This is a genomic window from Paraburkholderia acidipaludis NBRC 101816, from assembly GCF_000684975.1.
GTDB classification, from domain to species: Bacteria; Pseudomonadota; Gammaproteobacteria; order Burkholderiales; family Burkholderiaceae; genus Paraburkholderia; species Paraburkholderia acidipaludis.
Window position 1 is genome coordinate 1 of the sequence record NZ_BAXZ01000017.1, and the last position, 14,398, is coordinate 14,398.

A 14,398-nucleotide genomic window follows, 5' to 3' on the forward strand; every position below is an offset into this window, starting at 1 on the left:
ATGGGCGCGGAACTGCGCACGGCCGCCCATCTTGTCAGTCGCGGCGGCGCGGGTGTGATGGTGACGGCGTACAACCAGGCGGGCGGCAGCGGCAAGGTGCTGGCCATGGACGAAACCCTGGCGCAGTTCGCGGACCACCAGACGTTTGCCGGGACGCTGGCGCAGTCCGCCGAAGCATCGAAGGCCGTGCCCGCCGACACCCAGGCGCAGCAGTCAATCAACGACGGCCTGAAGGCGCTGAAAAAGCCCGGTGTGCTGGTCACGGGACCGGGGCCGGTCGCAGTGGCCTCGGGCGACGGTGTGCAGCTTGCCGCCGACGGGCCGATTCTCGGCACGGCGAAAAAGGGCATCCACTTCAGCACGCTCAGGCGGTTCACGGTGGCCGCCGGTGACCTGTTGTCCCTCTTCACGCAGAAGGGCATGAGCCTGATCGCGGCGGCGGGCGATTTCGTGGCGCAGGCCCAGCGTGGGCGCATGCAGCTTGCCGCGCAGGAGGACATGTCGGTCGAATCGGTCAACGGCGTGGTGCACGTGAAGGCGGCGAAGGAGATCATCCTGAACGTGGACGGCACCTACGTGAAGCTCAGCGGGGCGGGTGTCGAGATCGGCTCGCGCGGGGGCGTGCTGTACCGCACGGCGGGCGTGAAGGGCACCGGCCCTGCACAGATGAATCTGGGCGGGGCAGCGTTCGCGCCGAAGTTCGTGCCGTACACGACCGGGTGCGAGGTGTGGCGCACCCATCCCGGCTTCGTGCCGCCGCCCGCACCGGCGCCTGAGATGGACGCGGCGCAGAGTACGGGAGGTGTCCCGCCTGCTCCTTCGTCTGATATGGGTGCAGCGCCGCCACCTGCCCCGCCGTCCGACATGGGCGCGGCGATCCCGGCTGGACAGCAGCAGACGAACCCGGGCAACAGTCCGCTGGTACTGAATGATCCGGCCAATGCGCCCAGGGGGAACGTCCCCGAGAACCCGGACCCGATCAAGCTGAACAAGGCGGTACCGTGCGACTGGAAGATGCCAGCACTTTGCAGCCAGCGGAACCCGTCTATGGAGACGGAGGCATACCCCGGCATTTACCAGGATGGGAGTCCATGGCTGGATAAGGGACAACATCGCTTGACTGCTGGTGGAAATCGAACCTCCCCCTTCGAACTGGCATTCGATCCGCAGTCGAAAACGGTAACGGCTACTGTTCGTGTAAAGCTTATGCCCAAAGATATCAGGGTGGCGGGTCCCGGCGGCGAAGCGGTTCAACCAGTACAGTCCGTTCCATATAACTATCAGGCGCATTGGTACGCAATACAAAATAATTTGCCAATTCCCGGATGCGTAGTGGAATCCCGCAGCGAGCCTGGAGCCGACTTCAAGCTTTCCGAGGTTCGTGCCCGTATTGAAGCCGTCCTGAACCAGAAGGCATTCTGGCTGGTTCTCGATCAATGCCAAAAGGGCGCTTCCTGCGGTTGCCGGGTCAAGGTCAAATATGCCGTTGAGCTTTACCTGCCAGATGCAAATGGAAAGGTGCCTGCCAACAAGACCATCCACCATGAAATCAATCTGTTTCCCATGGCTATCCGTAACGATGCGGCTAGCTGGGGCGAAGATTCGCCTAATAGCACGAGTTTAAAGTTCCACGACAATGCGATTCCGCACGAGTGTGGTCATCTGTTTAATTTTCCTGACGAATATTACGACCAAGGGGGCTGGCTGCACACGATGTACATCGAAAACGGCGTAGTCAATCGGGACAAGGTGAAGGCGAATCAGGGAACAGAGGTGTGGCAAGGGTATTCGCAGGATAACGTGATGGGCGGCGGTTGCGCGCATTTTTCATTGCCCGGTCAAGCGCCGACAGCGAAGATTGATTACTACTACGGCAATTATATCGCGCGGGAGTTCAACGACATGACCGGTCGGATCTGGCGGGTCGGCTATGAAAAATAATCGAATGATTCGCTGGCTCATCGGTTTTCTTTTCTTGACGGCTTCAACGGGATATGTGATGGCGAATGCAGATATGCCAAACGATGACATGGGCGCAAAACTCGATTTCGCTGAACAAGGTGGTGATTATAGTGTGCGCAATGGGAAGGTGGTTTTGACTAGAAGCGATGCATACGATTCCAACGTTTCTGGATATACGCTATTGGAGGCCAGGCTGCAAGGGGAATCACTGGACGCAGCGCGAGAGATATCCACTATCCTCTGTGACAAAAGTCACTGGCTCAAGAACAATTATTATGGTCCGTATTTCGATGTCACCTGCCCGACGACTGGTGAGAAGATAACGAGCAATATGGATGTTTTGCCGCGTGATTTGGGTATGCGCTATATGGAGCTGACCAACTCCTTGAAGATATATTGCGTGCAAAATGGAATTGCCGTAGAAAAGCTTACCGCCTCCGTTTTGTCATTTGAAAAATCGCTCGAGGGAGGCTTCAAGGCTCATTTGAGGTTATCCAATAGCGGTCGCGATGAAATGACGGTTGATGCTCCCAGTAAGATGTCGGCACCGTATGGATATCTCGCCGTGGGAGTCCCAGGGAAAGGTTCCGTAGTAATCCAGGGGAAAGACGGTTGGATCATCAGGAATGCCCCTTCGGGCAAGGAGCTTTCCCACGCATCCATCATGCCGGGACAATCCCTCGACTTTTCATTCTCGGCAGTACCCTACGAAAAAATTCCGGCCGGGACCTACGATGTCAGCGCATGGATTACGCTTCATGTGAGATTTGAGGGTCCCTATGCCACGAACGACGACGTGAGTTTCCACTCCGACTTCAAGGCTCCGCTGCGCGTAACTTTCGACCATGATTATCCCTCGACACCCGAGGAACGCCAGCAATGGGAAGCGGCGCATCGCTCGGGCATGTCATATCAGCCGGTCAAACCCGGTGAAACGTTCGCGGAGAATGGCCTGTATCGCGCGGTGACGCTGATTCACGGAGGCCGCTATCGCAGCCTTCAGGTCAAACCGTTCAAGGCCGGGGATGTCGCCACCACCGAGAACGTAAAGATGCTGATGGACGGCGGCACCGGCGTCAACATCAACGGCCCGGTGCAGTGGGAGTGGGAAGCCACCGCGCCAACACCTGTGAAGCAGTGGTCGTCCGACATGATCGCGGACACCGTGCAGTTCTGTGCACCGGGTTTGGTCTGTCCGCGCAGCGGGCGCTGGGTGGCCCGCATCCCGGCGGGATCGGACTGGTTGCACCCGGAATATCGTCACGACCTGTCGAGTCTCGTGACTCTGCGGCGCGGCCAGCCGATGCCATCGATCCGGGATGCGGGCGAGCGGGCCGACTGGGAATGGGTGGGAGCCGCACGTGGCTGAGCGCGCCCACATCTATGAAGGCGACCACACGACCGCTGGCGGGACCGTAGCCGACGGCATCGACGGCACCGGCTACAACGGGCGCAGGATGGGCTACATCGGCGCGCACGTGACCTGTCCGGCCTGCGGCACCACCGGCAGGATCGGCAAGAACGGTGAACGCTTCGAACAGGACTGGTACGGCAAGGTGCCCGCGCTGGAGGGCGACTTCTGCCTGTGTGCCTGCAACCCGAAACCTGCGTTGATCGCCTCGCTGCACGCGTGGGCAGTGGGTGACGGAAGGGAGGACGGATGAGTTTTCGCTGGAATCAACCGATGCTGGTTGAACAAGAAATTGGGGAGCCCCCGTCTCGCTGGATATATGTTGTGGTGGTTGTCATCGTGGAGTGTGTTGCCTTCGGGTTGACGGTAGCGACCTGGCCGGCCGGCAAACCCGTCATGTCATGGGACTTCTTCCGGGGTATCGTGGCAATCGGCCCGGCGTTCTCGGCGGCGTTGTGCGCATTCATTTACACCAGTGCCCACGGCCAATACGCCTTCGAGACGGCCGTCGTGAATCAGGAAGCGTGGCGATTGAAGAAATCGTGGCTGCGTGCCAGCCGCTCCGGTGTCGGCGTGCTGGACAGTGTGATACTCGCGCCCGAACCGGACCTGGGCGAGCGCATGCTGGGACTGGACGGCACGCCGCCCGAGAACCCCGGCAAGGTCATGTCGCTCGACGGGATGGAAGATGCGCAGGCCGAGTCCCGTCTGCACGCCGTGCTGGAGACGCTGCTTACCCCGCTCGTCCCGAAACTCGCCAAAGCCATGAGGAGCGAGTCGTTCCTTCTCATGATGCAGGGCGCCCGGGACGAGTCATCGAACGTTATCAGCGCTGTGTGGAAGAAGCTGGAACTGCCGGGGTTTCCGCGCATCGTCCGCATGCGGGCAACCACCGAACCAAAATTCGCCGAGCAGTGGTTTCCCGCGGACAGCGACCCGTACTACCGTCTCGTGCTGGCCTGGCATTTGAACGATGACGGCCCCGACGTCCCGAAAGACTGTTCGGAATTCGCCGTGGCGCTATTGCTGGGTTCGCACCCGTTCCTCTACGACAATCGCGACAAGCTCAGGCCGCAGGCCTGGCTGCTGCGTGGGATCGAGTCGGAAGCCGATCAGGTCGAGGAAGCGCTGGCGCTGCTGCTCGGCGCGGAACAGGTCGAGACGAAACGCATCCGGCAGTTCTGGCACAGCCGCCTGAAGGGCCTCGCGCAACACGCCACGCTGGGTGCGGTGCGGGAAAGCGGGCTGGAGGTTTCCACGCATGTGCCCGACGCGGCCATCGGTCCGCAGGCGCCCGCATCACGATGGCTCGTCTATGCGCTCGCGGCAAAAATGGCGCACTTCGGACAGGGTGCGCAGCTCGTGGCGTTGCCAGGCGAGAAAGGCGTGACGCTCAACCTTGCCGTGCGGGAACTGCGGGCGGTGAACCTGCCCTGGAAAGACAGTTACGCGTATAGCGTCGTCCCGATCGCCGAATGGGTGTTCGTCTCGCTCCTGTTCCAGGCCCTCGCGTTGCTCAATGACAGCAAGGTATGGAGCGGTCTCGATACCGCGATGGTCATCATCTGGCTGCTTGCGCTCGCGGCATTTCTTGCAGCGAGAATTTTCCGCTCCAAACGGCTGGTCGAAGAATGCTGGCGGCTAAGTCGTGGAGGATCAAGATGATCCCGAACGCTCCCGCCCTTCCCCATCCAGCGTCATCGTGTTCGTCAACTCCCGCACCGCGCCGCGATATACATCGCTATTGCGCCCGCCGCTCAGCAGCGCATCGAGCAGCCTGCGCTGCAACGCCGTGCGGGCCTCGCCGGGCGGCAGGATGCCGTCGAACTCGGCCAGCGAGGTCACGAGCGCCGGTGCCTGCGCCGGCGTGGGCTCTCCTGCCAGCCACGGCGCCACGCCGGGAACGGCGGCGATCAACGCAACGCGTTCCTCCCAGATCACGAAGCGCGCAAGGCGCGCGAGCAGACTCTCGCCCGGCGGCGCATACGGGCAAGGCGGCCGCCGCGCCATCCACTCGAGCAGCCGGGGCGCCTCCATCGGCCGCGCGATCGCGTAGCCCTGCGCGCCGTCGACGCCCAGCACGGTCAGCGCGCGCAACAGGTCGGGCGAATCGATACCCTCCGCGAGCACGAGCTTGCCCAGCGCGTGACCGAGGCGCGTCAGCTGATAGATGAAGCGCAGCACGTCGAGTGCGTCGTCGCGGTCGACCCGCGCGATCTCGCGGTCGATCTTGATCGAGTCGAACGGCAACTCGCGCAGGCGCGCGAGCCCGCTGTGCCCGGAGCCCAGATCGTCCTGCGCCAGCAGCACGCCTAGCTCGCGAAAGCGCGTCAGGATCGCCAGTTGTCCCTGGCCGAGCGACAGCGATTCGTTCTCCAGAACTTCCAGCGTGAGGCGAGCCGGGGGACAGGCATGCGCTTCGAGCGCCGCCCGCGTGGCCTCGAAATAGCGGATGTCGTTGAGCGCCGAGGGCGGAAGGTTGATCGAGATTTCGAGGTCGAGACCATCGCGCAGCCAGCGGCTGCGGTCGGCCAGCGCTTCGTCGACCCCGCGCGCGTAGAGCGCAAGCAGGTCGTCGGAGGCAAGCGCGCGAAGGAACTCGTCGGGCTTGAGCAGGCGCTCGCCGTCGCGCAGCCGCGCCAACGCCTCGACCTTGGCGACTCCCCAGGTGCGCAGATTCAGGAGCGGCTGATAGTGCATTTCCAGCGCCCCGGTGCGCACGAGCGCCGCCCAATGCTGGCGCAGGCTCACCGGCACGGCTTCGCTGATGCCGTCGTGGGTCTGGATGCGCAATGCCGCGCAGCCCAGCAGCGTTTGCAGCAGATCGATGAACGCCACCTGGTGCAGCCCGATGAACCCGCCGGGAAACGCGCTATAGAGCATCAGCACCGCGATCGGCGGCTGGCCGGGCGCCGCAAGCGGAATCGCCACCGAAGAGCGCAGGCCCAGTCCGCGCGCCACATTGCGCCACTGCGCCACGTGCGGATCGGTCTGATAGTTGACCACGCGCTCGGGCTTGCCGCTGCGCCACGCGCGCCCGATCGCGCCCTGCCCGTGCGGATGATCGGCGCGCACGCTAACGGCGCGGCCCGATTCGGCCAGCACCTCGATCAACCCCTTGGGCGCCTCGGCGCCCGTGCCCGCCTCGAAGTGAAAGATGCCGTGCTCGTCGGGCCGTCCGATGATGCACGCCGCAATTTCGTCGTGACCGGAAAACGCCTTGACGAGATGGTCGATGAAGTCCGTGTAGCCATCCGCTTCCCACACGATGCGCGTGACGCGCAACAGCACCTCCTGCTGCGAGTCCTGCACTTCCTGATAAGCCTTGAGCTGCCAGGCGAGATCGGAAGTAAGACGGCGCGTGTACAGCGAAAGCGCATGGCCGCTCACCTGGTTGCCGATCAGCTTGTACAGCAGCTCCTGCAGGATGCCGCGGCTGCGCGCGAGCTCTTCCTTGTCGAGCCCCACGATGGCGTGAATGCGGCCGATGCGCAGCGCCATGTCGGCATGGCCGTGCGTGGTGAGGCCGGGGCTCGCGAGCGCGAGGAGATTCTGGAGCTGCTTCGATTTCAGATGCGCGAGTTCGTCCGCCGACAGCATTTCGAGAATGCGTCGAGACTTGGGGAGGCGGGCCAGCTCCTCGTAGAACTGGTTCACCACGAGGGCTGCATAGCGATGCAAAGCCTCGATCAACGTTTGCATTCTTCGAACCTTGACTGGTTCTGACTAAGTCCTGGATGGCGGACGGGCACCACGCCGGTGCGGGTTCCTTGCCGGATCTGGGCGACGCAGACGAAATGATAAGGCATGGCCCCTGCCGCACCAGCGGGTTTTGGGGGCGAAGCGTGGGCTGCCCGACGTAGCGGGACGAGAGCCCCGGGGGAAGGAAAATGCGAATCAGGAGAGGTTCGAAGGGGCGACCGCCGTCATGCCCGCAGCCAGGCCCCGGATCGGCGCGTCGAGCCGGCGCCCTGAGCCGGCATCGCAACGCACGCGGCTCACACCGCCGTCACATAACGCGGCGCAGGCGGCGCCACGCGCGGCGCGGGCCCCACGGCCTCGCCGCGCGCCCGGCGCATTTCGTCGGCGGGACTCAGGCCGAACAGACGCTTGAACTCGCGGCTGAACTGCGAGGCGCTTTCATAGCCCACGCGCGTCGCGGCCGCGCTCACATTGAGGCCGTCGTGCGCAATCAGAAGTCGCGCGTGATGCAGGCGCGTCGTCTTGACGTACTGCATCGGCGACGTCGACGTCACGGCCTTGAAGTGCGCGTGAAAGACCGCGAGACTCATGCCCGCCTCGCTCGCGAGCGTGTCGACGTCGAGCGCGCCGCAGTAGTCCGCGTGAATGCGTCGCAGCGCCTTCGCAATGCGCCCGAAGTGATGCTGATGGGCCAGCGCCGCGCGAATGGCATCGCCCTGCACGCCCGTCAGCACGCGATAGATGATCTCGCGCACGATCGAGGGCCCGAGAATGCGCGCGTCGGACGGCGCGGCCAGCGCTTCGACGAGACGCAGCACGGCGTTGGAAAGCGGCGCATCGAGTTCGGTGGCGTAAATGCCGCGCGGCTCCGAAACCGCGTTGCCGCGCGATTCGTTCAGCGCCATCAGCAGCTCCGCGACCATCGTGAGATCGACACGGATCGAAATGCCGAGCAGCGGTTTGTCCGGGCTCGCCTCGGTCTCGCACTCGAACGGCAGCGGCACCGAAAGCACGAGGTACTGCTGCGCGTCGTACACGAACACCTGGTCGCCCAGAAAACCGCGCTTGCGTCCCTGGCAGACGATGAAGATGCTCGGCTCGTACATGACCGGCGTGCGCGGACGCGCCACGCTCGCGCGCATGAGGGTCACGCCTTCGAGCGCGGAGGGATTGGGACCGTCGCGGTGCGTGAGCCGCGCGAGCAGCTCGACCGTGCGGCGGTGCGTGGTGTCGCCGGGTTCGTCGTTGATGGGGTCGCCGGCCGGCGCGACTAAAGCCTGGATCTGTGCCATATCGTATGCGCCCCTAATGCGAAGGCGTAGCAGAGGAACAGGCTCGAAATCTATCACCAATCTCGCGCTTACGCCGGCCGCCAGGAGAATCAGGCAAGTCTTCGATAGATTCAGGTATTCCCTGGGTGGGGGCCGATCCTTAGCATGGGAACCCTGCCGCTACCCCCGGCACACCATGCACCAACAGGAGCGAACCTACATGTATCCGACTTACGGTTATGCCGCACAGAACGCCAGCACGCCGCTCGCGCCGTTCGAATTCCAGCGCCGCGCGCTGCGCGAAAACGACGTGCGCATCGACGTGCAGTTCTGCGGCGTCTGCCACTCCGACCTGCACCAGGCGCGCAACGAATGGCGCAACTCGATGTATCCGGTCGTGCCGGGCCACGAGATCGTCGGCCGTGTGGCGGAAGTGGGTCCGGGCGTCGCGGGTTTCAAGGTCGGCCAGCTCGTGGGCGTAGGCTGCCTCGTCGATTCGTGCCGCACCTGCGCGAGCTGCGCCGAAGGCCTCGAACAGTATTGCGAAAACGGTTTCGTCGGCACCTATAACGGCGTCGACCGCGTGAGCGGCGAAACCACCTACGGCGGCTACTCCACGCAGCTCGTGGTGGACGAAGCCTTCGTGCTGCGCGTGCCCGAGAACCTCGACCCCGCGGCCGCCGCGCCGCTGCTGTGCGCCGGCATCACGACGTACTCGCCGCTGCGCACGTGGGGCGCGGGCCCCGGCAAGAAGGTCGGCGTGGTGGGCCTCGGCGGTCTCGGCCACATGGGCGTGAAGCTCGCGCACGCCATGGGCGCGCATGTGGTGCTGTTCACCACGTCGCCTTCGAAGATCGAGGACGGCAAGCGCCTGGGCGCCGACGAAGTCGTGATCTCGAAAGACCCGGAGCAGATGCAGGCCCACGCGAACAGTTTCGACCTGATCGTCAACACCGTGGCCGCGCAGCACGACCTGAACCCGTTCATCGAGCTGCTGCGCCGCGACGGCACGATGGTGCTGGTGGGCGCGCCCGAGCACGATCACCCGTCGCCGCAGGTGTTCAACCTGATTTTCAAGCGGCGGCGCCTTGCGGGCTCGCTGATCGGCGGGATCGAGGAAACGCAGGAGATGCTGGACTTCTGCGGGCAGCACGGCATTACGTCGGATATCGAAATGATTGCGATGCAGGACATCAACGCCGCTTACGAGCGCATGCTCAAGAGCGATGTGAAGTACCGCTTCGTGATCGACCTCGACACGCTGCGCGCCGCAGCCCGTTAAGCCGCACCGACACCGCCCGACCTGCCGGGCCGTCGGTTCCTGACGGCCCGCCCGCCTCCCGCATTCCGCCTGGCGCTTCGTGAAAACGTAGCGCCGGCGCCCGCCCCCTCAACCGCCGCGCGCCCTTCTCCGCAGACGCCGGCACCGCGACCCGCTCCGTTCGCTTCGCGGCTTACCGCTTTCTCGCAGCACTGCGGATCTCTCAAGTCAGTAACCAGGAGCTTGCCCGTGATCGACCGTATCCAGGCGATGCGTACCTTCGTTCGCATCGTCGACACCAACAGTTTCACGAAAGCCGCACAGTCGCTCGACATGCCGCGCGCGAGCGCGACCACGATTCTGCAAAACCTCGAGGCGCTGCTCGGCACCCAGTTGCTCGTGCGCACCACGCGGCGTCTCTCGCTCACGCCCGAAGGCGCCGCCTATTACGAACGCTGCGCGCACATCCTCGCCGACATCGACGACGCCGAGGCCAGCGTGCGCCAGTCGCCCGGCGGCATCACCGGACGCCTGCGCGTGGAAATGCCGGGCCTGATCGCCAACGCGATCGTGCTGCCCGCGCTCGACGATTTCCACGCACGCTATCCGCAGATCGACCTCGTGATCGGCGTGAGCCTGCGCAACGTCGACCTCGTCGGCGAAGGGGTGGATTGCAGCATCCAGCTCGGCCCCCTGCCCGACTCGGGGCTCGCGGCGCGCCGGCTCGGTGTGCTCGAGCACGTGACCTGCGCGAGCCCCGCCTACCTCGAACGGCGCGGCTCGCCGGGCTCGCTCGACGAGCTCGCGGAGCATCAGGTGGTGAACTTCCTTTCGCCGCTCTCGGGCCGCCCGCTCGAATTCGACTTCGAGGTGGACGGCAGCGCGACGAAAGTGAAGGTAGACGGCTTCGTGCACGTGAGCGACGACCTCGCCTATCTCACCTGCGGGCTGCAGGGGCTCGGTCTCGTGCAGCCGCCGCGCCTTGCGGCGCAGCCGTACCTGGACAGCGGCTCGCTGATCGAGGTGCTGCCGCAATGGAAACCGCTGCCGACGCCGGTTTCGGTCGCCTACGTGAAGACGCGCCAGGTGTCGCCGCGCGTGCGCGTATTCGTAGACTGGCTCGCCGAGCTGTTCGAAGGGGCCGGACCGATGAACCGCGACCTCTCGCGGGTGCGCCAGTTGCTGGGCGGATTGCAGTACGCCTGACCAGGTCAGGCGGGGCGGCGTCAAACCGGCCGCGTGAGCGCCATGCCCCGTCGCGCGTGAAAGCGCGCGACGGTCTCGTAGGGAAGCCACGCATCCGCCTGGTAGGGCGCCACGCCCGACGGATTATGAAACCAGACGCCGCCATCGCCGCGGCCGTGCAGCAGGATCAGATGGCCGCCGCGTTGCTGGTTGGGCCGCTCCGGCCGGCGGATCTCCGCGCTGACCGAAACGATGGTCAGCGTATCGGCCGAAACGCGCGCGGCCGTCTCCTCGATCGCCTCGTCGGTGATCACCTCGACGCACACGCCGAACTCGGCCTCCACCCAATCGGCGAACGGGCGATAGATCAATCCGTCCACGCCGCCGTCCTCCCGCAGCCGAAAAGCACCGTGCCGTAACGCGGCTTCGAGCAGATCGGCACGCGTGCCATGCGCGATGCCCCAGTAGTCGAGCGCCGATTCGAAGCAGGCGAGCCCGCACAGCCGCTGCGCCCAGAAACGGTAAGCATCCGGATCGATGAAGCCGCTGCGGCGCCATTGCGGATCGCCGCATGGGTCGACGCCCTCCTCGGCGATGCATGCAACCCACTCGGGGCTGCCCCACTGACTGAAGTAAGGAACGCCGTGATTTCGCACGGTCGTTTCGTCTTGAACAGGATTCACGCGGTTCGCGCGCCCGAAGGCGCAGGAAAGTCAGAAACACGCATGTTCTCAGCGAGTCCGGCTCGCCGCAACACCCAAGTGAGACTATCCTGCAGACAGCAAACGTTTCACTTACCAAAAGGAGTCTTACAAAAAGCCGCGACGGCGCCAAATTATGCGTTTAGAATATTGTTTCCATGCATGCCGGCCACCGGCATCACGGTCACGGCAAGCACATTGCCGCACGCCACTACTACTCAAAAACTGAATCCACGATTTCCCCCCAAGGCATGTCGAACGTTGGACACTCACCCGACTCGGCCACGGTTGCGGAGCGCGTGCGCGAGCTGATGAGCCGTCATGGCATCGGCAAGCGCCAGCAGACCACCGAGCTTTGCCGGATCCTCGATCTCAGCTTTTCGCAAGGGCACCGCAAGCTGCGCGGCAACAGCCCGTGGACGCTCGCGCAAATCAAGAAGGTCGCCGAAGCCTTCGGCGAACCGGCAGGCCAGCTCTTCGGCGCCCAGCTGCTCGATCCGGGCGTGGTGGGCGCGACCGCTCAGGAAGCGCTGCTCTGCGTGAGCGCGGCCGAACTGCCGTGCACCGCCTGGATCGGCATACCGGTCGAGGCCGGCAGCCGTCCCGAGTTCGTCGCCTACGAGAAACAAGGCCAGTGGCGCGTGGTGCGTCCGGACGGCGCGCTCTACCAGAACGCGCGTGAAGTCCACAAGATCGAGATCTATCCGCGCCGCGCCGAGGCCGACAAGCCGTCGATCGCCGTGGTCGACGACGACCGCGCCTCCGCCGACAACCTGCGCGATTATCTCGAACACACCGGCTATGCGGCACAGGCAATCTACGGCCTCGCGGCCTTCGAGGAAGCGCTGGAGAACCAGGTGTTCGACGGCGTGGTGATCGACTGGCTGTTCGGCTGCCAGACGGCCGCCGAGGCGATCCGGCGAATCCGCGCCTCCGAGAATCCCGACGCGCCGATCTTCGTGCTGACGGGCGAATTGCTCACCGGCAAGGCGAGCGAGTCGGACATCAGCCAGGTGGTGCGCCACTACAACGTGGCGTGCTACGAAAAACCCGCGCGCATGGCGATCCTCGTCGCCGATCTCTCGAAGCGTCTCAATCGCGGTTAGGCCGCGGCGCGGCCAGCGCGCGCTGCAAGGCGAAGCGCAGCTCCTCGTAGTGCACGGGCTTCGTCAGATAGTCGAAGAACGGACCGACGCCGCCGCTTGCGGTAAGCGCCGCGACATCCGCGCTCACCACGATCACCGGCGGGCGCGCCCCCGTCGTCGCGCCGGCATCGAGGCCCGCGACGAACGCATAACCGTCGCGGCCCGGCATGTGCAGGTCGAGCAGCACGACGTCGCACGACTGCGTCGACACCAGCGCGAGGGCGCTGTCAGCGTCGGCGGTCGCAAACGTCGCGTAGCCCATGTGCGCCGCCATCTCGCAGAGCGATTCGCGCACGAGCGGATTGTCGTCCACCACGAGCACGCGCGGACGGCGCGGCGCGTCGTCGGCCACGCGTCCCGCGCCGGCGGCGGCCAGCGCCTCCACCGGGGCCACCGGCAACGTCACGGTGAAGGTCGTGCCTTCGCCCACGCGGCTGTCGGTGCCGACCGTGCCGCCGAACAGGGCCACGAGGCCGCTCACGATCGCGAGCCCCATGCCCGCGCCTTCATAGCGGCGCGAGCGCGAGCTGTCGAGCTGCATGAACTCCTTGAAGATGAGCGGAATCTGTTCGGGCGGCACACCCGGCCCCGTGTCGCTCACCACGATCGCCAGCGTGCGCGCCTCCAGCACGAACTCGATGCGCACCGTGCCGCGCTCGGTATAGCGGATCGCGTTCGTCACGAGATTGTTGGCGATCTGGCGAATGCGATGCGGATCGGACACGATCTGCTGCGCGGCCCCGCGCCACGCGTGCTCGAACGCGAGCCCCCGGCCCAGCGCGGCGGCCTCGTTCTGATCGACGATCGACTGCAGGAGCTCGCGCGGATCGAACAGCTCCTCGCGCAGTTCGAGCTTGCCCGCGCCCAGCCGCGCGTAGTCGGTGAGATCCTTCATCTGCGCTTCGAGCTGGCGCGCGGCGGTTTCGAGCCGCTGGATCACCTTGCGGTCCGCTTCGGAGTGCGAATTGAAGCCGAGCAGCTCGATCGACGAAACGATCGCATGCAGCGGCGTGCGCAGCTCGTGGCTGATCATGCCGAGGAACGCGTCCTTCGCGGTGCTTGCCTCGCGCGCGGCGCGGCTCGCCTGGTGCTCGGCTTCGAGCGCCGCGCGCTGCTGGCGCAGGAGGCGCGTGCGCCGGTAGCCGTTCATCACGAGCAGCACGGCCGCCGCCGCGGAAAGCACCAACAGCACGAAACCGGCCGCGAAAAGCTCGCGGCGCCTCGTGATGAAGTCGCGGCGAATGTCCTCGCGCTCCACGATGTCGGCGTAACGGCGGTTCAGCGAGAGGTCCGTGACCTCGGACCAATGCTCGCGCAGCACCTCGACCATCGGCACGATGCGCGCCGGCTCGGCATCGAGCGCGGCAAACTGCGCGTCGAACGGCGCGATCGCCGCGTCGAGCGCGGCGAGGTCGGCCTGCTGACGCTGCATGAGCGCGGGCATGCCGACGAGCGAACGCGTCGAGCCCTTCATGACGTTCAGCTTCGACTGCAGCACGGCGTAGCGCAGCCGCAGCGTCTCGAGATCGACGTCCGTGCCGTTCGCGTAGAGCAGCAGCTGGCTTTCCAGGCGCGCATAAGCGATCTGAAGCTGGGCCGCGTCCCAGTAGAGGCCGTCGTAGTTGCCGGTGATGCGCTGAACCACGCGCGGATTGAGCAGGTTCGCGTACATCACATAGCCGACCGCCGCCACTGGCGGCGCGAGCGCGACGATCCAGACCAGCACATGCACTAAGCGCCGCAACCGCCGATGCATCATG

General features: G+C 65.0%; 11 protein-coding genes. 7 read left to right on the top strand and 4 right to left on the bottom strand.

Features of this window, described 5'->3' with window-relative positions; all coding sequences use genetic code 11:
* From BAC01S_RS18780 to BAC01S_RS18795, 4 genes are all read left to right on the top strand, one after another.
* Positions 1 to 1,941 (top strand): DUF2345 domain-containing protein (locus BAC01S_RS18780; RefSeq protein WP_027796156.1); only part of this gene is annotated, 1,941 nt, incomplete at its 5' end.
* Entirely contained in the window at positions 1,931 to 3,331 is a 1,401-nt protein-coding gene (locus tag BAC01S_RS31810; RefSeq protein WP_218001721.1) for a hypothetical protein, read from the top strand. The genes BAC01S_RS18780 and BAC01S_RS31810, both read left to right, overlap by 11 nt.
* Positions 3,324 to 3,626, top strand: coding sequence for a PAAR domain-containing protein (locus BAC01S_RS31815; protein ID WP_245616620.1), 303 nt, complete (start codon positions 3,324 to 3,326; stop codon positions 3,624 to 3,626). The genes BAC01S_RS31810 and BAC01S_RS31815 overlap by 8 nt, the downstream gene beginning before the upstream one ends.
* Positions 3,623 to 5,038 carry a hypothetical protein gene (locus BAC01S_RS18795; protein ID WP_027796157.1) on the top strand — a complete coding sequence of 472 codons (1,416 nt, stop codon included), beginning with the start codon at positions 3,623 to 3,625 and terminating at the stop codon, positions 5,036 to 5,038. The genes BAC01S_RS31815 and BAC01S_RS18795 overlap by 4 nt, the downstream gene beginning before the upstream one ends.
* Here BAC01S_RS18795 and BAC01S_RS31820 read toward each other — a convergent pair.
* Complete coding sequence (locus BAC01S_RS31820) at positions 5,030 to 7,075, bottom strand: EAL domain-containing protein (protein WP_043202790.1); 2,046 nt, start codon at positions 7,073 to 7,075, stop codon at positions 5,030 to 5,032. The genes BAC01S_RS18795 and BAC01S_RS31820 overlap by 9 nt on opposite strands.
* Positions 7,076 to 7,371: 296 nt before the next feature.
* The gene (locus BAC01S_RS18805; protein ID WP_084168659.1) at positions 7,372 to 8,367 is read right to left on the bottom strand and encodes an AraC family transcriptional regulator; all 996 of its coding nucleotides are present in this window, start codon (positions 8,365 to 8,367) and stop codon (positions 7,372 to 7,374) included.
* 199 nt (positions 8,368 to 8,566) lie between these two features.
* Here BAC01S_RS18805 and BAC01S_RS18810 point away from each other — a divergent pair, with 199 nt between their 5' ends.
* Both BAC01S_RS18810 and BAC01S_RS18815 read left to right on the top strand, forming a co-directional pair.
* Positions 8,567 to 9,628, top strand: a complete 1,062-nt coding sequence (locus BAC01S_RS18810) for an NAD(P)-dependent alcohol dehydrogenase (RefSeq protein WP_027796159.1) — start codon at positions 8,567 to 8,569, stop codon at positions 9,626 to 9,628.
* A gap of 228 nt (positions 9,629 to 9,856) precedes the next feature.
* Entirely contained in the window at positions 9,857 to 10,813 is a 957-nt protein-coding gene (locus BAC01S_RS18815; protein ID WP_027796160.1) for a LysR family transcriptional regulator, read from the top strand.
* Between the two features lie 20 nt (positions 10,814 to 10,833).
* Here the strand turns inward: BAC01S_RS18815 and BAC01S_RS18820 are convergent, their stop codons facing one another.
* On the bottom strand, positions 10,834 to 11,448 hold the full coding sequence (locus BAC01S_RS18820) for a C39 family peptidase (protein WP_027796161.1): 615 nt from the start codon (positions 11,446 to 11,448) through the stop codon (positions 10,834 to 10,836).
* A 296-nt stretch (positions 11,449 to 11,744) separates the two neighbouring features.
* Between BAC01S_RS18820 and BAC01S_RS18825 the strand changes: the two genes are divergently transcribed.
* Positions 11,745 to 12,599 (top strand): helix-turn-helix domain-containing protein, encoded by an 855-nt coding sequence (locus tag BAC01S_RS18825; protein WP_027796162.1) that lies wholly within the window; start codon positions 11,745 to 11,747, stop codon positions 12,597 to 12,599.
* Here the strand turns inward: BAC01S_RS18825 and BAC01S_RS18830 are convergent.
* The gene (locus tag BAC01S_RS18830) at positions 12,586 to 14,394 is read right to left on the bottom strand and encodes an ATP-binding response regulator (protein WP_027796163.1); all 1,809 of its coding nucleotides are present in this window, start codon (positions 14,392 to 14,394) and stop codon (positions 12,586 to 12,588) included. The two genes, BAC01S_RS18825 and BAC01S_RS18830, sit on opposite strands and share 14 nt — an antisense overlap.
* Positions 14,395 to 14,398: the final 4 nt, after the last annotated feature.